Source organism: Mesoflavibacter sp. CH_XMU1422-2 (assembly GCF_037029245.1).
In the GTDB taxonomy this organism is placed as follows: domain Bacteria; phylum Bacteroidota; class Bacteroidia; order Flavobacteriales; family Flavobacteriaceae; genus Mesoflavibacter; species Mesoflavibacter zeaxanthinifaciens.
The window spans coordinates 234676-260632 of sequence record NZ_JAYMEE010000034.1 but is presented as its reverse complement, the minus strand read 5'-3'; the positions used below and the strand labels follow the sequence as shown (position 1 = coordinate 260632).

General features: G+C 31.2%; 23 protein-coding genes and 1 tRNA gene. 14 read left to right on the top strand and 10 right to left on the bottom strand.

What is annotated here, in order from left to right:
- Both WA340_RS05285 and WA340_RS05280 read left to right on the top strand, forming a co-directional pair.
- Entirely contained in the window at window positions 1-843 is an 843-nt protein-coding gene (locus WA340_RS05285; RefSeq protein WP_336127702.1) for an endonuclease/exonuclease/phosphatase family protein, read from the top strand.
- Between the two features lie 19 nt (window positions 844-862).
- Window positions 863-2242 (top strand): sugar porter family MFS transporter, encoded by a 1380-nt coding sequence (locus WA340_RS05280; RefSeq protein ID WP_304143907.1) that lies wholly within the window; start codon window positions 863-865, stop codon window positions 2240-2242.
- A gap of 59 nt (window positions 2243-2301) precedes the next feature.
- Here the strand turns inward: WA340_RS05280 and WA340_RS05275 are convergent, their stop codons facing one another.
- Window positions 2302-2634 carry a single-stranded DNA-binding protein gene (locus WA340_RS05275; RefSeq protein ID WP_304143910.1) on the bottom strand — a complete coding sequence of 111 codons (333 nt, stop codon included), beginning with the start codon at window positions 2632-2634 and terminating at the stop codon, window positions 2302-2304.
- 177 nt (window positions 2635-2811) lie between these two features.
- Between WA340_RS05275 and WA340_RS05270 the strand changes: the two genes are divergently transcribed.
- The 5 genes from WA340_RS05270 (at window position 2812) to WA340_RS05250 (ending at window position 6222) form a co-directional block, all read left to right on the top strand.
- Entirely contained in the window at window positions 2812-3462 is a 651-nt protein-coding gene (locus WA340_RS05270) for a fused MFS/spermidine synthase (RefSeq protein WP_106680328.1), read from the top strand.
- A 40-nt stretch (window positions 3463-3502) separates the two neighbouring features.
- The gene (locus tag WA340_RS05265; RefSeq protein ID WP_304143913.1) at window positions 3503-4039 is read left to right on the top strand and encodes a GNAT family N-acetyltransferase; all 537 of its coding nucleotides are present in this window, start codon (window positions 3503-3505) and stop codon (window positions 4037-4039) included.
- Window positions 4036-4383, top strand: a complete 348-nt coding sequence (locus tag WA340_RS05260; RefSeq protein ID WP_027879173.1) for a hypothetical protein — start codon at window positions 4036-4038, stop codon at window positions 4381-4383. The genes WA340_RS05265 and WA340_RS05260 overlap by 4 nt, the downstream gene beginning before the upstream one ends.
- A 1-nt stretch (window position 4384) precedes the next feature.
- Window positions 4385-5470, top strand: a complete 1086-nt coding sequence (locus tag WA340_RS05255) for a DUF2891 domain-containing protein (RefSeq protein WP_304143916.1) — start codon at window positions 4385-4387, stop codon at window positions 5468-5470.
- Between the two features lie 62 nt (window positions 5471-5532).
- Window positions 5533-6222, top strand: coding sequence for a hypothetical protein (locus WA340_RS05250; RefSeq protein WP_027879175.1), 690 nt, complete (start codon window positions 5533-5535; stop codon window positions 6220-6222).
- Here the strand turns inward: WA340_RS05250 and WA340_RS05245 are convergent.
- Window positions 6219-6686, bottom strand: a complete 468-nt coding sequence (locus WA340_RS05245; protein WP_027879176.1) for a CBS domain-containing protein — start codon at window positions 6684-6686, stop codon at window positions 6219-6221. The two genes, WA340_RS05250 and WA340_RS05245, sit on opposite strands and share 4 nt — an antisense overlap.
- Window positions 6687-6796: 110 nt before the next feature.
- On the opposite strand from WA340_RS05245, the gene WA340_RS05240 reads away from it, so the two are divergent.
- Window positions 6797-9100, top strand: a complete 2304-nt coding sequence (locus WA340_RS05240; RefSeq protein ID WP_336127699.1) for a M28 family peptidase — start codon at window positions 6797-6799, stop codon at window positions 9098-9100.
- Window positions 9101-9177: 77 nt separating this feature from the next.
- Window positions 9178-9885, top strand: coding sequence for a hypothetical protein (locus tag WA340_RS05235; RefSeq protein WP_336127698.1), 708 nt, complete (start codon window positions 9178-9180; stop codon window positions 9883-9885).
- A gap of 69 nt (window positions 9886-9954) precedes the next feature.
- Here the strand turns inward: WA340_RS05235 and WA340_RS05230 are convergent, their stop codons facing one another.
- From WA340_RS05230 to WA340_RS05215, 4 genes are all read right to left on the bottom strand, one after another.
- Entirely contained in the window at window positions 9955-12060 is a 2106-nt protein-coding gene (locus WA340_RS05230; protein ID WP_336127696.1) for a M13 family metallopeptidase, read from the bottom strand.
- Between the two features lie 101 nt (window positions 12061-12161).
- The gene (locus WA340_RS05225) at window positions 12162-15602 is read right to left on the bottom strand and encodes a T9SS type A sorting domain-containing protein (RefSeq protein ID WP_336127695.1); all 3441 of its coding nucleotides are present in this window, start codon (window positions 15600-15602) and stop codon (window positions 12162-12164) included.
- Window positions 15603-15692: 90 nt separating this feature from the next.
- Window positions 15693-16166: a nuclear transport factor 2 family protein gene (locus WA340_RS05220; protein ID WP_336127694.1), complete on the bottom strand. Its 474-nt coding sequence runs from the start codon at window positions 16164-16166 to the stop codon at window positions 15693-15695.
- A 35-nt stretch (window positions 16167-16201) separates the two neighbouring features.
- Window positions 16202-16723: a hypothetical protein gene (locus tag WA340_RS05215; RefSeq protein WP_027879182.1), complete on the bottom strand. Its 522-nt coding sequence runs from the start codon at window positions 16721-16723 to the stop codon at window positions 16202-16204.
- A gap of 154 nt (window positions 16724-16877) precedes the next feature.
- Here WA340_RS05215 and WA340_RS05210 point away from each other — a divergent pair, with 154 nt between their 5' ends.
- The gene (locus WA340_RS05210; RefSeq protein WP_223077693.1) at window positions 16878-17834 is read left to right on the top strand and encodes an NAD-dependent epimerase/dehydratase family protein; all 957 of its coding nucleotides are present in this window, start codon (window positions 16878-16880) and stop codon (window positions 17832-17834) included.
- 271 nt (window positions 17835-18105) lie between these two features.
- On the top strand, window positions 18106-19437 hold the full coding sequence (locus WA340_RS05205) for a vanadium-dependent haloperoxidase (protein ID WP_336127693.1): 1332 nt from the start codon (window positions 18106-18108) through the stop codon (window positions 19435-19437).
- A gap of 80 nt (window positions 19438-19517) precedes the next feature.
- Here the strand turns inward: WA340_RS05205 and WA340_RS05200 are convergent.
- Window positions 19518-19591 (bottom strand) — tRNA-Asn (locus WA340_RS05200).
- Window positions 19592-19664: 73 nt separating this feature from the next.
- Window positions 19665-21005: an RIP metalloprotease RseP gene (gene rseP, locus WA340_RS05195; RefSeq protein ID WP_336127691.1), complete on the bottom strand. Its 1341-nt coding sequence runs from the start codon at window positions 21003-21005 to the stop codon at window positions 19665-19667.
- 166 nt (window positions 21006-21171) lie between these two features.
- On the opposite strand from rseP, the gene WA340_RS05190 reads away from it, so the two are divergent.
- The 3 genes from WA340_RS05190 (at window position 21172) to feoB (ending at window position 24248) form a co-directional block, all read left to right on the top strand.
- The gene (locus WA340_RS05190) at window positions 21172-21846 is read left to right on the top strand and encodes an SCO family protein (RefSeq protein ID WP_106680557.1); all 675 of its coding nucleotides are present in this window, start codon (window positions 21172-21174) and stop codon (window positions 21844-21846) included.
- A gap of 72 nt (window positions 21847-21918) precedes the next feature.
- A complete protein-coding gene (locus WA340_RS05185; protein ID WP_336127687.1) occupies window positions 21919-22152 on the top strand; it encodes a FeoA family protein in 234 nt (77 codons plus the stop codon).
- Window positions 22149-24248: a ferrous iron transport protein B gene (gene feoB / locus WA340_RS05180; RefSeq protein WP_336127685.1), complete on the top strand. Its 2100-nt coding sequence runs from the start codon at window positions 22149-22151 to the stop codon at window positions 24246-24248. Before WA340_RS05185 ends, feoB begins: the two co-directional genes overlap by 4 nt.
- Before the next feature lie 132 nt (window positions 24249-24380).
- On the opposite strand, the gene WA340_RS05175 is transcribed toward feoB, so the two are convergent.
- Window positions 24381-25202 (bottom strand): ZIP family metal transporter, encoded by an 822-nt coding sequence (locus WA340_RS05175; RefSeq protein ID WP_027879189.1) that lies wholly within the window; start codon window positions 25200-25202, stop codon window positions 24381-24383.
- Window position 25203: 1 nt separating this feature from the next.
- Window positions 25204-25857, bottom strand: coding sequence for a metal-dependent transcriptional regulator (locus WA340_RS05170; protein WP_027879190.1), 654 nt, complete (start codon window positions 25855-25857; stop codon window positions 25204-25206).
- Window positions 25858-25957 lie beyond the last annotated feature (100 nt).

Here is a 25957-nt window from a genome sequence, read left to right as displayed (position 1 = left end):
ATGAAAAATTTTATAACACTTTTAGTTGTTTTAACTTCATTTTCGGTCTTATCTCAAGACTTGAAAATAATGAGCTACAACATCAAATTAGATTATCCAAAAGAAGGTAAAAACAGTTGGACAAACCGTAAACCATTCATGGTTAATCAAATCAAATTTTACGAACCTGATGTTTTAGGTGTGCAAGAAGCTATGCCAAATCAGATGAAAGATTTAGATAGTTTGTTAACTGATTATAGTTTTGTTGGTGTTGGTCGTGATGATGGTAAAGACGAAGGTGAGTATTCCGCAATATTTTATAAAAAAAATGACTTAGAAGTTGTGAAATCTTCAACCTTTTGGTTGTCACAAACACCAAACAAAGTAAGTATGGGTTGGGATGCAGTTTGTAATCGTGTTTGCACTTATGCTTTATTTCAACATAAAAAGACAAAAGAAACATTTTGGGTATTTAATACGCATTTTGATCATGTAGGTGAAGTTGCTAGACAAAAAAGCGCGACATTAATTCTTGAGAGGATAAGCACATTAAACACAAAAAACTATCCAGTTTTATTAATGGGAGATTTTAACTTAGAACCTGATAGTAAACCTATACAAATAATCACATCTACTTTAGACGATAGTAAAAATATTGCGAAATTAGCATTTGGACCAGAAGGTACTTTTAATGGTTTTCATTTTGATAAAACTGTTAAAAGAAGGATAGATTATATTTTTGTTACAAAATCATCTATTTTAGTAAAAAAATATGCAGTTTTAAGTGATAATTGGGATTTAAAATATCCTTCAGATCATTTACCTGTTTTTTATTACTTTTCAGTTTTTAAAAAAAGATACTAACTAACACTAATAGATTAAAATGAATAAAAAAGTTTTCTTATTACTAATCACAATAGTTTCTGCTTTAGGTGGATTACTATTTGGTTATGACACAGGAGTTATTAACGGCGCACAATTTTACTTAAGTAAGTATTTTGAATTAGACGCAGCTATGAAAGGTTGGGTTGTTGGTAGTGCACTTTTAGGTTGTTTTGTAGGGGCAATTGTAGCTGGACCTTTAAGTATTAAACTAGGACGTAAGTATTCTTTGATTATCTCTGCAATACTATTTACAATTTCTGCATGGGGGTCAGGTTTACCTTCATTTTTTGAAGAATCTGTAACCTTATTAGTTATTTTTAGAATTATTGGAGGTTTAGGTATTGGTATAGCTTCTATGAATGCACCTATGTATATTGCAGAAATAGCACCAAGTAACATTAGAGGTAAAATGGTTACTTATTACCAATTAGCCATAGTTGTTGGTTTTTTTGTAGTGTTTTTAGCTACCTATTTTATTGGAAATAATTTAACAGAAGCCGAAAATATAGATTTTGGATGGCGACGTATGTTTTGGTCAGAATTAATCCCAAGTGGTTTATTTTTAATACTATTATTCTTTGTACCTAAAAGCCCACGTTGGTTAGCATTAAAAGGAGATGATAGTGCTGCGTTACAAATTTTAAATAAAATACATGGTGTAGAAGAAGCTAAAAAAGAAATTGTTGAAATAAAAAATTCTTTTGTAAAAACTGAAAACAAGGTAAAAGTTAATTATTTTTCTAAAGGGATTTTAGCTATAATAGTTATTGGAACAGCATTATCTGTTTTACAACAATTCACAGGTATTAACGCTGTATTATACTATGGTGCAGATATTTTTGAAAAGGCTTTAGGATTTGGTAAAGAAGATGTTTTAGCTCAACAAATATTATTAGCATTTGTAAATCTTGTATTCACCTTTATCGCTATGTTTACAGTAGATAAGTTTGGTAGAAAACCTTTATTATATATTGGTTCTATAGGTATGATTCTAGGATTTTTACTTTTAGGAGTATCATTACAGCAAGATGCAGTAGGCTTTATATCTTTATTAGGAGTTTTAATTTTTATAGGCTCTTTTGCTATGTCTATGGGTCCAATTGTATGGGTTATTTTATCTGAAATGTTCCCTAATAAAATCCGTAGTGTAGCTATGTCTGTTGCTGTAGCAGCACAATGGGCTGCAAATTATTTAGTCTCTCAATCATTCCCTATGGTGATGGAAAGTGAAGCTAACAATAGCGCTCCTTGGAATGGATCAATGCCATACTTTATATTTATCGCGTTTATCCTAGTGATTTTATTTTTAACTTATAAATTTATACCAGAGACTAAAGGAAAATCTTTAGAAGAAATTGAAGAATTCTGGAAAGAATAATAACAATAAAAAAGGCTCGCTTAAAGCGAGCCTTTTTTATTTAATTTGATATCTAAAACTTATTTACTAAGCATCAACAACTCGTTACATACTACCTCTGTAACATAACGCTTGTTACCTTCTTTATCTTCCCAAGTACGGTTAGTTAATTTACCTTCTATAGCTATTTCTTGACCTTTAGTAACATAGTCTTCAACTACTTTAACTAAACCGTTTTTAACAACTATATTGTGCCAATACGCACGTTCTACTTTGTTACCATTTTTGTCTTTGTAGCTATCGTCTGTTGCAAGACTAAATTTAGCCATTTTGTTTCCGTCGTTAAAGGTTACAATTTCTGGATCTTGTCCTAATCTACCAATCAACTGTACTTTGTTTTTTAATGCGTTCATAATTATAATTTTTAATGTTAAACAGTTAATACTATCGAGTTCTTATGTTTCGACAGTGCAAAGATCAGACAGCTTGCAAATTTTATTCGGTTGTTACCTATTTAATGTCGAATGTAATCGTTTGTTGTCGTTTGTAAATGTTTTTTATTTAAAACAAAAAAGCTACTTTTACCAGTAATGAAAAGACTTTTAAGCTACTTCTACCCGATTACTAAAAAAATAAAATCTAAGTATAGCGATACTTTAGAAATTACTTGGTACAACGGAAAAAAACATTTAAACACTAAAAATGCTAACTATTCTTACGGTAGTTTACAGCAAATTTTGAAATTTGGATTAAAGCAAATCCAACTAAAAACCGTAGAGAATATTTTGGTTTTAGGTCTTGGTGGCGGAAGTGTTATTGAAACATTACGAAAAGATTTCAACTATAAAAAACAGATTTACGGAGTAGATATCGATCCTGTAGTTATTGATTTAGCTAAAGAAGAATTCAGCTTAAAAACAGATCAAAACCTTAAGATATTTTGTCAAGATGCTGTTGATTTTTTAGATGAAAATACATTGAATTTTGACCTCATCATCATAGACATTTTTATTGATACCAAAGTACCAAACTTTGTTTTAGCAAACAATTTTTGGACAGCAATTATAAAAACAGCTTCGGCTAAAAACCAAATCATTTTTAATGCTGCTTTACATGAAAATAACGACCAGAAGTTAGCTAGCATTATTTCAATTTTAAATCAAAACAAGTACAAAACTGAAACTTTAAATAGAGTAAATGGTACCAATACGATATTAATTGCAAAACGTAATCATTTGTAAACGAATAATTTTTGTAATTTACTGTCTTTAAATTTCAATTATGACCTTTAATATAGAAACCGAGCGTTTACTACTTCGCGAAATGCGTGACGAAGATCTTGATGGCTTGTTTACTTTAGACAGTAATCCAAACGTTCATAAATATTTAGGTAATAGACCAATAAAGACAAAAGCTGAAGCGCAAAAGGTTATAGACAGTGTAAAACAACAATATAAACAACGTGGTATTGGCAGATTTACGGTCATAGAAAAAGCTACGGGTAATTTTGTGGGTTGGTCTGGTTTACGACTTAACACCGAATATAATATGAATGGCTTCACAACATATTATGACATTGGCTACCGTTTAATTGAAGACTATTGGGGAAAAGGCTACGCTACCGAATCTGGTAAAGCTGCTGCTAAATTTGCGTTTGAAGTTTTAAATTTAAAACGTCTTTATGCTACAACGCACATAGATAATCAAGCATCACACAATGCGTTATTAAAAATTGGTTTACATTATTTAAACGATTTTTATTTTCCGCCAGAAAAAATGACTTTACGTTGGTATAAAATTAATAATCCAAAACTATGAGTAAAACCTGTCCAGAATGTGGCGACAAAATAGTTGGAAGAATTGATAAAAAATTCTGTTCTGATGGTTGTCGTAACGCGTATAACAATAAATTAAACAAAGACGGAAAAAATTTAATCAGAAATATAAACAACCGTTTACGTAAAAATTGGCGCATATTAGAGGCTTTAAATCCAGATCAAAAGACAAAAACTACACGTACAAAATTGATAGAAAAAGGATTTGATTTTAACTACTTTACTAGCATTTACACCACCAAAGCAGGAACAATCTATTACTTTGTGTACGATCAAGGGTATTTACCTTTAGACAATGATTTTTACGCACTTGTAAAACGACAATAATATGAAATACACACTACTCTTTTTAGCACTAATAACACTTAGCTGTAATGACAAAAGTCAACAAACTGATACTGAACAAATAGTAAAACCTATTACTATTGACACAAAAAAAGCAGACTATTTATACACGTTTGCCTATACTTGTATTGATCAAGAATACCCAAACAAATTAGGGCAAGTTTTAGGAGACAGTACGTATTTAAAAACACCTAAAGAATTACATCCTACTTTTTATGGTTGTTTTGACTGGCATAGCGCTGTGCACGGTCACTGGACACTAGTTAACATACTTAACACGTACCCAGATTTTAAAGAAAAAGATGAAATTATAAAAAAACTACAAACAACAATTTCTAAAGAAAATATTTTAAAAGAAATTGAATACTTTGATGATGTACATAACAAAACTTTTGAGCGTACTTACGGTTGGGCTTGGCTATTAAAATTAGCTAAAAGCTTAAAAGAATCTAATATTCCTGAGTTAAAAGCATTAGATAAAAATTTAGAACCTTTAACCCAATTAATCGAAAGTAAGTGTATCGAATTTTTTAAGAAATTAAATTATCCAATCCGTGTAGGAGAACACCCAAACACTGCTTTTGGAATGAGCTTTGCTTTAGATTATGCTGAAAATTACAGTCCAGAATTAGCGAAAGTTATTAAAGAAAGAGCTAAAGTCTTCTATCAAAATGATAAAGGTTGTCCCATAAATTGGGAACCTGGCGGATTTGATTTTTTATCACCATGCTTAGAAGAAGCTACTTTGATGTTAAAAGTATTACCTAAAGAAGACTACTTAACATGGCTGGATCAATTTTTACCTGGGTTTAGAACACAACCATCGCAATACATATCTCCTGTTGAAGTTGTTGATAAAACCGATGGTAAAATGGCACATTTAGATGGGTTAAACTTTAGTAGAACATGGTGTTTATACCAAATAGGAAAAGCACTAAATAACAATAAAATGATTGCATTAGCTAATACACATTTTAATGATAGTTATTCAAAAATGGATACTGGCGAATATGCTGGTGCACATTGGTTAGCTTCTTTTGCATTGCATGCTTTAAAAGCTGGAAAATAACTGTAACTAACATCTATAAAACGCTACTTATACAGTACAATTAAACGCTTTTAATTATCGTAATGGAAAAATCTATCATAATCATCTCTATTGTTTCTGTTGTTGCTATAATTATTTTTTTAATCTACTATTTTAATCCAAAGACCATTATTTTACGTCGGCTTAAAAAATTACGTTTTAGTAAAATAGGTAGTTTACAAAATCATCATTATTCTAAAGTTGAAGGCAATGCTCTTAACGTTAATCAACCTTTAATTGCTCCTTTAAGTCAACGCGAATGTGTGTTTTATCAAATTGTTATTGAAAAGAAAGTTAATAGCGGAAAAAACTCACATTGGAAAACTATTGTTGATGAGGAGAAAATTCAAGATTTTTTTGTAGAGCAAACTGGTGAAAGATTGCTTATTTTCCCGAAGCAAAATCCTAAAAATTATTACGCCTATTTGGTGTCTGATAAAAAAGCAAATTCAGGAACATTTAATGACCCAACACCAGAGTTTCAGTCGCTTTTAGATAATTACGGCATAGAATCGACAGGACTTTTTGGGTTCAACAAACAATTACGTTACCGCGAATCTATTATAGAAGTTGGCGAACGTATTACTGTTGCTGGCTACGTAAAATGGGTAGAATTAGAACAGCCTGTTTCAGATTATAACTATTCTCGTGTAGCAACACTAGTGGCAAAAGACAAAAATAAAATTTTAATTACGGATGCTACAGAAGCTTTAAAACCAAAACACGGTCGTTAAGGTTTCCAGTTATGTCCTTTTAATTGCATAGCCGCTTTTAAAATATCTTTTTGGCTTATTTGTCCAATTAATTTACCATCTTCAATAATAGGAAAACGTCTGCGTTTAGCGCTTAAAAACTTATTGGCAGCATCAAAAATATTTAGGTTACCATCAATAGTTTCAACATTTTTTACCATATGGTTTTCTACATGACTATCTTGGGTTGGTGAGTTGTAGTATCTACTTTCACTAATTTGTTTAATGCAATCACCTTCAGAGATAATTCCTATTAATTCATTGTTTTCATTCACAACTGGTCCACCTGAAATTTTGTGTTTAATTAAAATTTCTACAACTTCTTCAACACTTTGTGTAGGTTTAAAAGTAATTAAATCTTTAGTCATGTAATCTTTAACCTGTAAAGAGGTATCATCTACTTGCTGTTGTCCTTTTCTAGAACCTTCAAAACTTTTAATTCCCATAATTTTTAATTTTCGGTTTAACTAAAGTTACTTATTTTCAATCACTTATCCTAAAATATTTATACACACAATTATTTCTTACTTTTATACTGCAAACCAAAACCTTCAAAATGTTTAAAAAACTAATTGCTATTCTTGTATTGTGCTTAGCTGTATATTTAAGCTTCGATGCACTTCTTCCTAATAAAATTTCAAACTTAGATACGCCGTTATCACAATTCTCTACAGATAGAGCTTTAATGCATTTAGCAGAAATTTCTAAAGCACCTCATTTTACAGGAAATAAAGAGAATGCGCGTGTTAGAAATTATATTATTTCTGAACTTGAAAAACTAGGTTTAATTACCGAAACTCAAGAAGGTTTTACCAATAGTCAATGGAACAACTTTACAAAACCTGTCAATATTTTAGCACGAATTAAAGGCGAAAGTAACAGCAAAGCTTTAATGCTGTTAACGCATTACGATAGTAATCCACATTCGTCTATCGGTGCAAGTGATGCTGGTTCTGGCGTGGTTACTATTTTAGAAGGTTTGCGTGCGTATTTAGCTGAAGGAAACACACCTAAAAACGATATTATTGTTTGTATTACAGATGCTGAAGAACTAGGATTAAATGGTGCCGAATTATTTGTAAATAAACATCCTTGGGCAAAAGATGTTGGTTTAGTTTTAAACTTTGAAGCTAGAGGAAGCGGCGGACCAAGTTATATGCTTATTGAAACAAATGGCGGAAATGCTAATTTGATGAAAGAATTTGTAGCTGCAAACCCAGAATATCCAGTAGCCAATAGTTTAGCATATAGTATTTACAAAATGCTGCCAAACGATACCGATTTAACCGTTTTTAGACGTGATGGTAATATTGAAGGTTTTAATTTTGCTTTTATCGATGATCATTTTGATTACCATACAGCTAATGACAATTACCAGCGTTTAAACCGAAATACATTAGAACATCAAGGCACGTATTTGATGCCTTTATTAAAACATTTTAGCCAAGCTAATCTAACCAACTTAAAAAGCACTGAAGATTATATCTATTTTAATGTTCCTTTTTTTAAGACAGTTACTTACCCATTTAGTTGGATTATACCAATGTTAGTTATTGCTTTTGTAGCTTTTATTGCATTATTAATTTATGGATTTAAACAACGACAATTAAAAGGGAAAGATATTGGTAAAGGTTTTATTGCCTTTTTATTAAGCCTACTAATTTCAGGACTTGTTGGATTTTTTGGATGGAAATTAATTTTAACCATCTATCCAGAATACAACGAAATTTTACACGGTTTTACCTATAATGGTCACACCTACATCTGGCTTTTTGTATTACTAACTTTAGCCATCAGTTTTTACGTTTACGGTAAAGTATATAAGACTAATAATGTTAGCAGTTTACTTATTGCACCACTATTTTTTTGGTTGCTAATTTGTGCTTTAACAGCTTTTGGTCTAAAAGGTGCAAGCTATTTTATTATCCCAGTATATTTTGGGTTAATAGCGCTTTTTGTGTTAATAAGACAACAAAAACCTAGCCTTATTCTGTTGGCATTTTTATGCATACCTGTATTATCTATTATGTCACCATTAATAAAAATGTTTCCTGTTGGATTAGGGCTAAAAATATTATTTGTAGCTGCTATAATATTGGTGCTTATTTTTGGACTTTGCCTACCTGTCTTTGGATTTTTAAAACATAAAAAAAGATGGAGTTATGGCTTTTTTACTTTAGCAATTATTAGCTTTTTAGTAGCGCATTTCAATTCGCAATTTACAGAGGATTCACCAAAACCAAATAGTTTAGTTTACGCATTAGATGCAAATAAAAATACTGCAGTTTGGGCAACCTACGATAAAATATTAGATACTTATACGACTAATTTTTTAGGTGAAACTCCTGATAAAGCTAGGGCTTTTGGCAATAATACCTTTGGTAGCAAATATGGCACAGGTTTTAGTTATTCTAAATCTGCACCGATAAAAAATATACCTCAACCAAAAATTGAAATTTCTAATGACACTATAATTGGTAATTTACGATCATATAATATTTGTATTGTCTCCCAAAGACACATTCAACGTATAGAGCTGTTTTCTGACACCACAAATGTGTTTCATAGTTTTAAAATAAATGGAGTTAAAATTGAAAAGAAAACTGAAGAAGATTCTGCTGTGTTCAACCATAGAAAAAGCAATAGATTATTCTGTTATTATGTAACAAATGACGAGCCTTTAGAGCTAGAAATTTCTGTCCCAAAAAATCAAAAAACTAGCATAGAACTTTATGAAGCATCTAATGATTTATTAGACAATGAATTATTTAGCATTCCTAAACGATCTAAAGATATGATGCCTAAACCTTTTGTGCTGAATGATGCTATTATTGTTAAAAAGACAATTAGCTTAGAATAATTAACGCTTATTTCACTTATTTTAAGCCTAATAAGTGAAATATTTTTTTAGTTTTGAGCCACAAAAATTTTTAACAAATGAAACACATAATTTATTTATCTATTTTTTGCTTTAGCCTTAGTCTTACGGCTCAAAATAATGACGCTTTAATAAAGCATTACGAAGCGTATTACCAACAAATGCAAATGCAAGGTGACGTACAAGGTATTATTAATGCAATGACGCATTTAAATATTTTAAAACCATCTGAAGCAAGAAAAGATACTTTAGCTTACATCTATCTTCAAAACAATAAATTTTCGCAAGCATTAAATACTATTGGTATTGACAATAATGACTCAGATTCTGATATTGCAATAGAAGTAAAAGCTGTAGCGCTAAAAAACTTAGGTGAATTTGAAAGAGCAATTCCTTTTTACACTAAAATTTACAACAAAACAAAAAATGCTTTAGTGGCTTATGAAATTGCAGAGCTTAATCTAAACATTAATAACCTAACACAAGCTAAAGCCTATGTTAACTTAGGTATAACTGGTATAAAAGAAAAACAAGGAAAAACGTACTACGAAACGCAACAACCTTACACAGTGCCATTAAAAGCAGCTTTTAACTATTTAGACGCATTAGTTAAATACAATCAAGATAAAGCTGCAAATATAGATTTAGCTATTAAAAAGTTAGATGAAGCTTTAGCTTTAGCTCCTAATTTTAATATGGCTAGTTTAGCTAAAAATGCTTTAACACAACAAAAAGCAGCAAAAACAACTACAGAAACTAAAGAGTAGTTTTAAATTGAAATTATAAAAAAAGCCTTCAGGTAACTGAAGGCTTTTTTATTTTTAAATCTTTATCGATTACCAAATTCTAACTCGGTCTTCTGGAGCAATGTACATTTTATCTCCTTCTTTAATATCAAAAGCTTTGTAAAAAGCATCTACATTAAGTAAAGGTTGTACAGCTCTTGTCATACCTGGTGAGTGTGGATCTGTTTTAATTCTTGTTTTTAAAGCATCATCACGCATTTTTGTACGCCATACTGTTGCCCAACTCATAAAGAAACGTTGTTCTGGTGTAAATCCATCAATAGTTTCTTCTGGTCTACCATTTTGCTCGTAGCTTAATTGTAAAGCATCGTAAGCCGCTAAAACACCTCCTAAATCACCAATGTTTTCACCTAAAGTAAACTTACCGTTAATTTTTGTTTCTGGTAACACTTCGATTTCTGAATATTGATTTGCAAGGTCTTCACCTAAAGCTTCAAATTGTTTTAAATCTTCGTCTGTCCACCAATTGTTAAGGTTTCCGTCTTTATCGTAACGCGCACCAGAATCGTCAAAACTATGAGAGATTTCATGACCAATTACTGCTCCTATTCCACCGTAATTTACAGCATCATCTGCATTAAAATTATAGAAAGGTGGTTGTAAAATAGCTGCTGGAAAAACAATCTCGTTATAAGATGGATTGAAATATGCATTTACAATTTGAGGTGCCATGTACCACTCTGACTTATCAACTGGTTTGTCTAATTTATTGATGTCTTCATTAAAGTTCCAAGCTCTTGCATTTAAAGAGTTTTGTAGGTAAGATCCGCCTTCTTCTACACTTTTAACATCTAATTCAGAATAATCTTTCCATTTGTCTGGATACGCAATTTTAACTTTAGTCGCTTTTAGTTTTTCGATAGCTTTTTGTTTTGTTTCTGGACTCATCCAGTCAAGCTTTTCTATACGTTTTTCAAAAGCAAGAATTACGTTTTTAATCATTTTCTCTGCTTTTTCTTTAGCTTCTGGCGGAAACTTTTTATCTACATATAATTTACCTAAAGCTTCTCCTAAAGTTCCGTTTAAAGCTGCTAAAGCACGCTCTTCTCTTGGTCGCTGTGCTTTTGCACCGTTAAGTTCTTTTCCGTAAAACTCCCAATTAGCAGTTTCGATATCTGTACTTAAGTAGCCTGCAGCACTTCTAAATGTATTCCATTTTAAGTAGGCTTTCCAGTTATCTACATTATTATCTGCTAATACTTCGTGTAATCTTTTAAAATAACCTAAATCGCCAACAATTACGGTATCTAAATCTTTTAAGCCTACACCAGCAAAGAATTTTTTCCAGTCTACTTCTGGAACCATTTCTTGTACTTGCTCTATAGATCTTGGATTGTAACGTTTACGAGCATCACGTCTATCTACTTTATCCATTTTAGCTTCTTCAAGACGCGTCTCAAAAGCTAATATTTGTTCTGCTTGTTCTTTTGCTTCTTCTTCTGAGTCTCCTAAAAACTGTAACATTCTAGTAATGTGTGCTACATACTTTTCTCTTTTTTCTTTAGAATCTGCATCATCTTTTACATAATAATCTCTGTCTGGTAAACCTGTACTACCACCACCTAAATAAGCTACATTACGGTCACTATCTTTAGGATCTGCACCAACACCTACACCATATAAACCACCGCCACCAGCTGGCTCCACCTCTATCATATAGTTTTGTAAGTCTTCAATGTTATTTATTGCTTCTACTTTAGCTAAATATGGCTTTACCGGGTCTAAACCTGCTTTATTACGACCTACAGTATCCATAATAGTTTGGTAGTAAAACACTGCTTTTTCTTGATCTGAACCTGGTACAACTTGGATACCTTTTAAGTCCTTATCATTAGACATAGCCTCTTTTAAGATTGCTAAAGCATCTTCGTCTGTTTTTTTTCTTAACTCGTTAAAACTACCCCAAACTGTTCTATCTGCAGGAATCTCGTTAGTGTCTAACCACTTTCCGTTTACGAATCTAAAAAAGTCCTCGCTAGGCTTTACAGAAGTATCCATATACTCTGTATTTATACCAGGCAAAACTTCTACTTGAGCTGTTTCCATCTCTTCAGCTTTTTTTTCTTCTTTACAACCAAGAAGAAAAACACCGCCTAAAGCACTCAATAATGCTAAATTTTTAAAGTTGAATTTCATTGTTATAAGTATTGACTATGTTAGTTATTACGCGACTCAAGATATAAAAAAAGCGCCTGACATAAGTTTGAAAGGCGCTTTTTTTAAGTTTATATTAACTTTTATTTAACTATTAACTTTTTAATTGTTGTTGATGTTGAAGTTTTAATATTTAAAATATAAATACCTGAGGAATAATCACTTAAATCTATTTTATAATTATTGTCTTGAATATTTACGTTTTGTTGATTAAATATTTCTTTACCTGTTATATCTATTACTGATATACTTAATTGCTGAACGCTATCAGTCTTTAAATTAAATATACCTGTAGAAGGGTTTGGATATACTTTAAATGTTTCACTATTAAAAGTTTCTGTACTTAAAGGTGTACCAGATATGATTGGGTTATCTATAATCACGCCTTCTTCATTAACAACTTGATCTGAATGAAATACGAATCTGTACATAAAGTTAGTCTCCGTACCAAACGCAGATAAATTATAAGTATAGTGTGTCATAGTTGTATTAACACCAGTCCACTGTCCTCCTGGACAATTATAACAAGTTTCGTTTTCTCCTGATGTTAGTCCATTATTATACCAGTTTACATCTGTACTTGAGCCTAGTAAACTCCACGTTGCACCTTGATCTAAAGAGTATTCTACATATACAATATCCCAATCTTGTTCTAAATCAAAAGCCATATCAAATTCTAACGTTGGTGATGACACTGTTGTTAAATCAAAACATTCTGATACTAAATAACTTTTAGTATTATCTGCATAATTACCTGATAAATTAGTACCATATACATTTGTACTGTTAACAGTGCTATTTAAGGTTGTACCACTTGCTAAACCTCTTTGCCAGTATTGATTTGTAGTACCTTCGTCATAAACTAATAATGCTTCTTCAGGTGTTTCAAAAGTATTAACTACAAGTGTTGCTCCAGACGCGTTAGCTTTTATGTATGAAGTTTCTGAGGTATTATTTTCGGCAAAAGTATCATTATTTATTGTAGATGACACGTTAAATGAATGTGTTCCTTTTGACAATGTTAATGAAGGTAAAGTTACTATTACAGAAGTTTCTGATGCTAATGTACCGGTCCAAGTAAACATATTAGGTGTGCCATCTATATTATAAGTTAAGTCGATAGATGTAATCGTATTTTGTCCGTTGTTATAAAGCTCTACTTGTGGTGCTAAATTTGCGTTACATTCAATTGTTTGTCCTATTCCAGAAACCGAAACTAATTTAACGTCATCCTGAGGTAACTCATAAGGAATACTTGATTGCCAAATACCTCTTCCATATGTTGCTGCTGTAATGTTATTATCTATTAGATTAATTTCTATATCTCTTACAGATACGTTTGGTAAGTTATTATTAAATAATTCCCACATTAAAGTATCATCATCATACCTGTATACACCTAAACTAGTTCCTAAAAACAAAGGGTTTTTAGTATGTAATGCCTGATGTTTAATGCTGTTTTTTGTCACATTTGGTAAGCCTGTTGAGATACTTGTAAAATTAATCCCTCCATCTACAGATTTATAAACTTGACCTGCAACACCAGATGTTGTAACATAAATAATATTGTTATCTGTATTATTAACTTCTATAGAAGTAATATTTGAAGAAAACGAATAAGTAAAATTAAATGTTACACCATTATCTGTACTTTTATATAATGAAGAATTAGTACCTACGTAAATATTATTAGGATTAATTTCGTCTATTTCTAAAACATCTATATTAGTTCCAAAAGAAGGTGAAACTGTTACCCAACTTCCACCTTGTAATTTGTAAAGGCTATTATAACCTGAAAATAATTCGCCATTAGCACTCATAGCTAAAGGTGTTATCCAGTTACCACTTTCTCCTGCAGGAGCACTTACATTACCTGTTAGTGAAGCACCTGCATTTGTAGAATAATACAATCCTCCTCCATTTTGTGTAAAACCATAATATAAGTTAGAATTATTAGGGTCTATTGCAGTATCCATACCATCTGCACCATAATAGTTTTGCCATTGTCCATTAGAAAAAGCGTGTCCACCGTTATCTTGTAAACCGCCAACCATTTTACTTGAAGATTGTTTTGATACAGATATACGGTAAAACTGACTTATTTGCATACCTGCAGTAAGGTCTGTAAAACTTGTACCTCCGTTACTTGATTTATAAAAACCTCCATCTGTTCCTGCAAACAATTCTCCGTCAAAAAATCTTAAAAAATGAATATCTGCATGCGTATAAGAACTAGAAAAAGGAGAACTCCAATTATTTATTTTAGTAAAAGTTGCTCCACTATCTGTAGTTTTCCAGATATTAAGTACTCCAGTATACACTTCGTTTTCATTAGTATCTGATACAGTCATTGCCATATCATACCATGCTTGTGGAGATTCAAATATATCTCCGACAGTAAGAGATGAAGCTACGTTTGTGAAAGAATTAGCAGAATCTGATGATTTATATAACCCTAAAAAGTTATACGAATTATCTGCTGCTAACGCATAGACAACATTAGGATTAGCAGGCGTTACATCTATTACATATCTAGAAACGCCGTTATTAGGTAAGCCACTTGAAACTAAACTAAAGCTTTCTCCGCCATTAGTTGATTTATAAATTCTGCTACTAGAAGCTGCATAAATAATGTCTGGGTTTGTTGGATGTATTTTTATGTCTTTAATATTTAATCCAGCTGTACCATTACTTCCTCCTAAAGAGTTTTGATTAGACCAAGTCACACCAGCATCTGTAGTTTTAAAAACACCACTATTAGTTGCTACCCATAAGATATTAGAGTTAGATGGATGCATGTATATGTCATTCATAGAGCTTGGTGAGTTACCAGGATTTAAACCTGTAGTATTCCATGTTTGACCACCATCTGTAGACTTCATAACACCAACACTGTAAGAATCTCCTGCATCATCATCTCCTGTTGCTATGTAAATAATATTAGAATTATTGACATCTACCGCAATTCCTGAAACACCTATTTGAGGTAAATTATCGGTTGTTGTATTCCATGTTAAACCAGCATCTGTAGATTTCCATATACCTCCAGCAGGTGCTCCTACATAAAATATTGATGGATTATTTGGATCTTTAACGATAACATTAACTCGTCCTTGACCAGAAGACCAAGAACCTGTATTGGTGTGTGTAAATGGGCCTATTGGCATCCAATTACTTTCATCTATTAGTACATTACTACTACGTAAGTTTTGAGATTGATTTTGTACTAATTGATAGGTATCCCATAATTCTTCCGAAGTAGGTAAAGTCCCGTCTTCTTTTACAAAGTTAGACCAATACGCTTCCCATCTTTTAAATGGTTTGTATCCACTTCCCTTTTGATTTTTATCGTGTGTTAACCAATAATTATTGAAAGCATCTACAATTTGTTGAAATTTTAAAGGATTGTCACTTGATCTGTTGGATGTATTTAACATTTTCATCCAAGGAGCGCTTTCGTTAAATTGTGCTTGGATAGAAACTGAAAGTAATAATGTAAATACAAAAAGTAATACTCTTTTCATTTAACTTATTTTTAAAACAAAAATATAAGATTTTATTTAAAAACCTGACAAACAGATAAAAAAATAAGCTAAAATCCAAAAAACGATTTTTTATTCGGTTTTTGGTTTAAGCTTTTGCTTTAACAAACTATCTGTGTCTTTTTTGATATTTACGACATTTTTAACTTTTGGGTTTGGAATTGTAATAGATAAAACATAATGCTTTATTTTCCATCCATTTTCAGTTAATACAACAACACCAGATCCTCTGCATAGTCCCATTTGCGTATCTAAAATTTCGTCAAACCAAGCTAGATTTTTGTTACTATTTAAATAAATGTTACGTTCTAAAGAAGTAAAACTCCAAGCCTTTCCTTTATCAAAATAAGGTTTAGAAAACTCTTTAAATTCTTCTAACTGCCAATTTTCAGTAGCGTCTGTACCAATAAATACAGCATCTTCTGTCATTAAATTAAAATAAGAATCAAAGTCTGCATTTGCAGCTGCTTCATGCCAAGCATCTATTGTTTTATAAATTGATTTTTTTGTTTTAGTATCGTTTTGGCTTAGTAATGTGCATGACATTAACATCAAAAATATTAGAGCATAATGTTTCATAACTAATAAGGTCTTTCTATATTTTGACTATCTTTTTCTAGCTTTTTATTAATCTGTAAGTTAAGGTTAGAAAAAGCAACAAAAACTTCTTTTGTTGCAAAAAGAATATCCTTTTTATCTATAAAATCAAGGCTATTTACATCTTTTAGATTTAACAATTTTGTTTTAAAAGCTAAAACTCTTGCTTCTATAGACTGTGTTTTAATACTTGGTGGAATAGTTTGTTCTAAATCTTTTATGGCTGTTGAAAAAACTTCAATATCTGTATTAAAAAAAGAATAATCTGCTAGCTTTAGACTTTGAACAGCATCTGATAAAGTTTGATAAGCTTGCCATGTAGGCATAATTGAATTTGTTTTGGCGTCCAACCCAATATCTACATAATTTATTTTATTAATATCCTCTTTTTTTATATTTAAAGAGTCAGATTGTTGACTTTGTTCTGCGACTAAAGATTGATCTGTTTTATCTTTACAACTAAAAGATAAAGCACACAAAAGCAAGATGATAAATAGATGTTTCATAACTTAAAATATATCTTAAAACAAATATATAAGATACTAGTTTTAAACCTTAATTTTTAACTAATCTTTTATTCTAACTTTTAGCATTTATTTATTGAAATATCTTTAAAATTGTTCTTACTTTTGAGCTGAAATTTGCATAATCCTTTAATAAATGAGCGAAAAAATATTAATTATCGGGGCTTGTGGCCAAATAGGATCTGAGCTAACTTATAAACTGAGAGAAATTTATGGCAATAAAAACGTTATTGCTAGTGATATTAATTACAATAACGTAGAGTTAGTTAATTCTGGTACTTTTGAAATTATTGATGCTATGGATTATGCATCACTTAAAATTTGTTGCGAAAAACACAACATAGATACCGTTTACTTAATGGCTGCAATTTTAAGTGCAACAGGAGAAAAATACCCTATGAAAGCTTGGGATTTGAATATGCAATCTCTTTTTCATGTTTTAAATCTTGCAAAAGGCAAAGCCATAAAAAAAATCTTTTGGCCTTCAAGTATTGCCGTTTTTGGACCTACTACTCCTAAAAATAACACTCCACAAAGAACCGTAATGGAACCAACAACTGTTTATGGTATTACAAAACAAGTAGGAGAACGTTGGTGCGAATATTATCACGAAAAGTATAATGTAGATGTAAGAAGTATAAGATATCCAGGTTTGATAAGTTGGAAGACCTTACCTGGAGGCGGCACAACAGATTATGCTGTAGAAATCTATCATGAAGCATTAAAAAAAGAATCTTATGAATGTTTTTTAAGTGAAAAAACAGCACTACCAATGATGTATATGGATGATGCTATTGATGCAACGGTTAAATTAATGACTGCTAAAGAAGAAGATGTAAAAATCAGATCCTCTTATAACCTAGCCGGAATTAGTTTTACTCCAGATGAAATTGCTAATTCTATAAGAAAGGAAATTCCAAATTTCAAGATATCTTACCAACCTGATTTTAGGCAATCAATTGCAGATACTTGGCCAAGTAGTATAGACGACACTGAAGCACAACAAGACTGGAATTGGAAACATAAGTTTGATCTAGATGCTATTACAAAAGAGATGCTAACTAATCTTAAAGAAAAAAATAAGACTAGTTAATCAATTAAAGTAATAAAACTCTTTAATACTTTATAATATTTTACAGAGACAATAAAAAGCTTCTTGAGTAAATTCAAGAAGCTTTTTTATTTTGTTATAACAATCAAAAACTTCTCACTAATTATATAACCGCAATAAAAATGTTAACATTTTTAATTAAAAATAAATAAAAACACAAAAAACAACAATAAAACAATTTTTTTAATAAAAATTGTAAGAAACATATATTTCATTTATTTTGCTTAACGCTAAAAATTAAATAGCCATTTTAATGAAATATTCTCTGAAAATTTTAATAACAATTAGTGTAACTCTGTTCTTATGTAGCTGTAAAACTAAAAGTAACAAACAGATAATTATAACACCAGAACAATACCATGCTTCTGTAAATAAAATAATAGATATTATGATACATGATATCTTTTCTCCTCCTGTAGCAAGTAGAGTTTTTGTGTATCCAAATATTGCTGCATATGAAATTTTAGCACAAGACCACCCTAAACTTTTAACTTTAGATAAAAAACTTAATCAATTTACAACAATACCAAAGGTTAGCACTACAGAAGGTGTAAACTTAAAATTAGCAGCACTAATAGCTCATCTTGAAATTAGTAAAAAACTAATTTTTTCTGAAGATAAATTAGATCATTATAAAGATAGCTTGTACACAGAGTGGAAAAAAATTAACAAAGAAGAATTTACTATTACAAAAAACTATTCTGATAAAGTAATTGGTCATGTCACTGTGTGGATGAATAAAGACAATTACAAGGAAACTAGGACTATGCCAAAGTTTACTGTAGATATGGAAGACCCTTCAAGATGGCAACCAACACCACCTAGTTATATGGATGGAATAGAGCCACATTGGAACAAAATAAGACCTTTTATATTAGACTCTGCATCACAATTTAAACCTATTCCTCCTCCAGAGTTTTCACTTAAAAAAGATTCAAAATTTTACCAAGAACTATTAGAGGTTTATAACGTTAGTCAAGAAATAACAAAAAAGGGAGATAAAACTGAAGAAATTGAAATTGCACAGTTTTGGGATTGCAACCCTTTCGTATCTGTAACTAGAGGTCATTTTATGTTTGCTACAAAAAAAATATCTCCAGGCGCACATTGGATTTTAATTTCTCAAATTGCCTCTAAAAAAACAAAATCTAGTTTTGAGGAGACAGTAAACACATATACAAAAACCTCTATCGCAATAGCAGATGCTTTTATTAGTTGTTGGGACGAAAAATATAGAAGTAACCTTATTCGTCCAGAAACAGTAATAAACCAACACATTGATCCAGATTGGTTACCTATTTTACAAACACCACCTTTTCCGGAGTATGTTAGTGGCCATTCAGTAGTTTCTGGATCCGCATCGGTAGTTTTGACTAAACTATTTGGTGATAACTTTGCTTTTAATGATACTTCAGAAATCCCTTACGGTTTACCGCCAAGAAATTTTAAATCTTTTTATGATGCATCAGCAGAAGCAGCTTTAAGTAGACTTTATGGTGGTATTCATTATAGGGCTGCTATTGATAATGGTTTAGATCAAGGTAAATCTGTTGGTCATTTTGTAGCCAATAAACTAGGACTTTAACAAATTCAACTTTAAACAAGAAAACATTAGTAATTGACCACAAAAAAACCCGATACTACAATGTATCGGGTTAATTTTTGCTCCCCCTCTTGGGCTCGAACCAAGGACCCTCTGATTAACAGTCAGATGCTCTAACCAACTGAGCTAAGGAGGAGTGTTTATTTTCGCTGTTGCGAGCGCAAATATATATGTTTTTTTAAATACTACAAATAATAATTTTAAAAAATTTAATTAAAAATTGCTTTTACTATATCATTACCATTTGCAAACAGCACTAAAGCTATTAAAATGAAGAAACCAACCATTTGAGCTTTTTCTAAAAACTTCTCTCCAGGCTTACGTCCTGATATCATTTCGTATAATAAAAACATTACATGACCACCATCTAATGCAGGTATTGGTAATAAATTTAAAACACCTAACATTATAGATAAAAATGCTGTTAAACCCCAAAAGGCTTGCCAGCTCCAGGTGCTTGGAAATATATCGTAAATAGCTTTAAAACCACCAACACCTTTATATGCACCTGTTTTAGGATTAAAAATTGCTTTTAATTGTCCAAAATATGATGTGATTTGACTGGTAAACTTTTTAAATCCAACGCCAAAACTTTCTCCGAAAGAATAATTTTTTGTTATAATTTTTAAATAACCTAATTCTTCAAAGGTTTTTAAACTTCTTATTGTTACAAGATCAAGTTTAGCATACTGATCAACTTTTAAATCTCTATTAATTGTAGTATTACCTCTTTGTATAGTTACATTAATAGTTTGCCCTTTTGTATCTTCTAAAATCGGAGCTACTTGATCAAAGTATTCTGCTGGTTTACCATTAATGGATTTAAAAATATCTCCTTTTTGTAGATCAACAGATTTATTTAAAGAAGTATCCATTATCTTTTCAACTATAAAAGGTTGACGCAAATCAAATAAAGATCTATCATCACTTGAAGATAATTGTCCTAAAAAATCTATTGGTAATTCTATTGTTTTTTCTTCTTCTCCTCTTTTTATAGTAACGTTATTAGCACCTATAATATTTCGTCTTATATCAGATTCATATGTTACAGGCTCTCCATCTACCTCAACAATTTTGTCTCCTGTTTTAAAACCTATTTTAGTTAAGATTGGATTTTCTATTACAAACCCATCTTTTAAGCTTGAAGCAGATATATCTGTATCTCCGTAAACAAAAGATGCTACAATATAAATAACTAATGCTAATAAGAAATTTACAAAAACACCACCTAACATTATTATTAGGCGTTGCCATGCTGGCTTAGACCTAAACTCCCAAGGTTGTGGTTCTTGCGCCATTTGCTCTGTATCCATACTTTCGTCAATCATACCAGAGATTTTCACATAACCTCCTAATGGCAACCATCCTATACCGTAAACCGTTTCGCCTATTTTCTTCTTAAAAAGAGAGTATTTTACATCAAAAAAAAGATAAAACTTTTCGACTCTGGTTTTAAATGCTTTTGCTGGGATAAAATGTCCTAATTCATGTAAGACAATTAGTAATGACAGACTTAATAAAAACTGTCCAATTTTTATGATAAATTCCATTTAGTATTGTTATTCGATAGTAGTCGGCAAAAGTAAGTATTTAAGCTTAGTATAAAAAACTTAATACCTTATGCTTAAGTATAATTAACAAATTTTATGAGCTATATCATGTAGTTAATCCTCTTTTTACTCGTATTTTTGTATTCCGAATTTAAATTAACTTGGTATGCTTAACTTTTTTAAAGCTTATAAAAAATTTGCTATCGTATTTGCTATTATTTCAATTATAATTATTTCAATTTTTTACAACATTTTGAAGGTAGACAAACCTTTACCTATCTATCAACCTGCAGATGTAAGTACTGAGTTGGTTGATAGCACCATTCAACATAAAATAAAATATCATAAAATAGCAGATTTTAGTTTAATCAACCAAAACGGAGATACGATTACCCAAGAGACTTATAAAGATAAAATTTACGTTGCCGATTTCTTTTTTACAACCTGCCAAACCATTTGTCCCATTATGACAGATAACATGGTAGATATTCAAAAAGAAATTAAAAATGATGATGAAGTTATGCTGCTTTCTCATTCTGTAACACCAAAAATTGACAGTGTTGCACAGCTAAAACGCTACGCCATTAAAAAAGGTGTTATTGATAGTAAATGGAATTTAGTTACCGGAGATAAAGGAGAAATTTACCGATTAGCCAGAAAAAGTTATTTAGCTGTTAAAGACGATGGAATGCCAGACGATTATGGCATGGTACACACCGAAAATTTTATGCTAATAGACAAAAAGAGACAAATAAGAGGCTATTACGATGGTACCAAAAAAGATGAAATTAAACGTCTTTTACAAGATTTAAAAACTTTAAAAAAAGAATATGAAGATTAGTTTTTAGCTTTCAATTTTTTTATGCTAAAATTTTCCATTACTTTTGCTTCTTTAAAATCAATCTAAATAAGCTTGAACAATACACTAGACACATTAAAAAAAGGAGAAATAGCAACTATAATAGATGTTTCTTCAAAACATATACCTCTAAAACTTCTAGAAATGGGATGTTTACCCGGTAATAGTGTTCAGTTGGTTCAATTAGCGCCTTTTGCAGACCCAATGTATTTAAACATTAACGGTAGTCATCTGGCAATTAGAAAAGAAACTGCTATTCATATTTTAATTAAAAAAGAAACTGTATGAGTAAGCAAATTAATGTCGCTTTAATAGGTAATCCTAATACTGGAAAAACTTCTGTTTTTAATGCCTTAACAGGTTTAAATCAAAAAGTTGGAAACTATCCAGGAATTACTGTAGAAAAAAAAGAAGGTATCTGTAAATTACCAAGAGGCGTTAAAGCGCACATCATTGATTTACCGGGAACTTACAGTCTAAATGCATCATCCTTAGACGAAAATGTAGTTATCGAGCTTCTTTTAAATAAAAACGATAAAGATTTTCCTGACGTTGCTGTCGTAGTAAGTGATGTAGAAAATTTAAAACGTAACCTTTTACTTTTCACACAAATAAAAGATCTTGAAATCCCAACCATTCTTGTTATTAATATGGCAGACAGGATGAGCTACAAGGGTATTTCTTTAGATATTCCTTATTTAGAGCAAGAGTTAAACACTAAAATTGCCTTAATAAGTACAAGAAAAAAACAAGGTATCGAAGGTTTAAAAGATTTAATTTCTAATTTTAGAGAATTGTCTACAGAACCGTGTTTACATGCATCTGAGATTGATCCAGATTATTTTAACAAACTACGCAAAGCCTTTCCTAACCAACTCCTTTATAAACTTTGGTTGGTAATTACACAAGATGTTAACTTTGGTAAAACAGATAGAAATGAAATTGAAGCTATTGCTAGTTTTAAAACCAAATCTAAAAGCGATTTAAAACGACTACAGCAAAAAGAAACTATTAAGCGCTATCAATTTATAAATAATACCTTAAAAGTTGGACAAACCATAGATGTTAGTCAAGCTAAAGATTTGCGTACAAAATTTGACCGTATTTTAACCCATAAAGTTTGGGGATACGCCATCTTTTTTATCATTTTACTTCTAATTTTTCAAGCAATTTACGATTGGTCTTCAGTTCCTATGGATTTTATTGATAATGCTTTTGCTAATCTTAGTGATTGGGTTAAAAACACATTACCAGAAGGCGCATTTACTAATTTATTAGCAGAAGGAATAATATCTGGACTTGGCGGAATTGTCATTTTTATACCACAAATTGCATTTTTATTTCTCTTCATAGCTATACTAGAAGAAAGTGGTTACATGAGTCGTGTAGTTTTCTTAATGGATCGTATAATGAGACGATTTGGATTAAGCGGTAAAAGTGTTGTCCCTTTAATTTCTGGAACCGCATGTGCCATTCCTGCAATTATGGCAACTCGTAATATAGAAAGCTGGAAAGAGCGCCTAATCACCATTTTAGTAACACCTTTTACAACGTGTTCGGCTAGACTGCCTGTCTATTTAATTATCATCTCTTTAGTAATTCCAGAAGGACGATTTTTAGGATTAAGTTACCAAGCATTAACCTTAATGCTGTTGTATTTACTAGGTTTTGGTACTGCAATTATTTCAGCATACATTTTAAATAAAGTGCTTAAAATTAAAAGTAAAACCTTTTTTGTGGTAGAAATGCCAAACTACAAATTACCATTGTTTAAAAATGTTGGCTTAACGGTATTAGAAAAAACAAAGTCGTTTGTTTTTGGTGCTGGTAAAATTATTTTAGCGATCTCTATTATACTTTGGGTTTTAGCATCCTATGGTCCTGGTGAAAACTTTAATAATGCTGAAGACATTATTAAAACCGAATACGCGTCACAAAATTTAAGTGAAGACGAATTAAGCCAAAAAATAGCTGCTCAAAAATTAGAACATTCCTTTATTGGTATTGCAGGACATGCAATAGAGCCTGCTATTAGACCTTTAGGTTACGACTGGAAAATAGGAATTGCAATTGTAAGTAGTTTTGCTGCTCGCGAGGTCTTTGTTGGTACATTAGCAACCATTTATAGCGTTGGTAATGATGATGAAGACACTATAAAAAACCGAATGGCAGGAGAAGTAAATCCAATACTTGGCGGACCTTTATTTAATTTTGCATCTGGTATTTCTTTATTATTATTCTATGCGTTTGCAATGCAATGTATGAGTACGTTGGCAATTGTAAAACGAGAAACAAACAGCTGGAAATGGCCAATTTTACAGCTTGTAATTATGACCTCAATTGCTTATATTACTGCTTTAATGGCATTTCAATTTTTAAAATAAAATGAACACTTTTCAAAACATATTAGTTTTTTTAACCTTTGGTTTAGCTATTTCATTTTTAATCAAAAAATTCTTCTACAAAAAGAAATCGAAAAAAGCTTGCGGAACTGATAATTGTGGATGTAGTTAGCTCTATCCTAAAGCCACATCCAAGGTCATCATAACAATAAATCCACCAATAAATCCAAGTGTGGCTATGTCTGTATATTTATCTCGTTGCGTTTCTGGCACAACTTCTTCAACAACTACAAAAATCATAGCACCTGCAGCAAAAGCTAATGCATAAGGTAAAATTGGAATAAAAAAGGTGACTGCAACAGCACCAATAACTGCAAAAATAGGCTCGACAATTGCACTCATTTGTCCATACCAAAAGCTTTTAAATTTACTTACGCCTTGACGTCTTAATGGCATAGAAACAGCTAAACCTTCTGGAAAATTTTGTATTCCAATTCCCAATGCCAAAGCAACAGCACCACCAATACTAGCTTCTGGTATTCCTGCAGCAACACCTCCAAAAAGCACACCAACAGCTAAGCCCTCAGGTATGTTATGTAATGCAATTGCTAATACTAATAAGGTTGTTCTGTGCCAAGGTGATTTTACGCCTTCTTTTTCGCTTTCTTTAAAATTGATGTGTAAATGCGGTAATACTTTATCTAATCCAAAAATAAATAATGCGCCTAAAGCAAATCCTACCGCAGCAGGAATCACTTTTACAAAACCTTCGCCAGGACTCATTTCTATTCCTGGTGCTAATAAGCTCCAAAAACTGGCAGCAACCATAACGCCACCTGTAAAACCTAGCATACCATCTAACAAGGCTCTATTCATTCCCTTAAATAAAAATACTAATGCAGCGCCAGATGCTGTTAAAATCCATGTGAATAATGAGGCGTACAATGCACCTAATATAGGATCTATACTTTCAAAATATTGAATAATGCTATCCATTTTATACTAGTTTTATGTAAATGTTATTTGAAATTAATTTAGAAATTTGAAGTGTTTTGTCTTCAATTTTTATAGTCATTGAGTCGTCAAACTTTTCTTTTCCAACCACTTCTATAGAAGTTCCTAAGGCTATATTATGTTTACTTAGATATTTTAAAAAATCTGATGAAGAATCGTTTACACCAACACAAACACCAACACTATTAATGCTTACTTTAGATAAAATTGTTTTTTCTCTAGTAACCATATTTCCGTTTTTATCCGGAATAGGATCTCCATGTGGATCATGCGTAGGAAACTCTAAAAACGCATCCAATTGGTTGACTAATTTATCAGATTTAATATGCTCTAATTGTTCTGCTACATCATGTACTTCGTCCCAAGTAAAATTTAGCTTTTGCACTAAAAACACTTCCCAAAGTCTATGTTTTCTAATAATTGAAGTCGCTACAATTTTACCATCTTTTGTTAGGCTAACACCTTGATATTTTACGTAATTAACCAAGTCTTTTTCGGCTAATTTTTTAACCATATCGGTTACAGAAGACGCTTTGGTCTCCATTTGCTCTGCAATTGCATTGGTACTTACCGCAGTAGTTCCATGCTTACCAAGATGATAAATTGCTTTTAAATAATTCTCTTCAGATAAAGTCACTAGTTCATTTTTAGATAAACAAAGATACAAATTTTTACATTCAAAAACATATTTTTAGACAAGACTAAAAATATATTTATATTTGCGTAAAAATAATTAA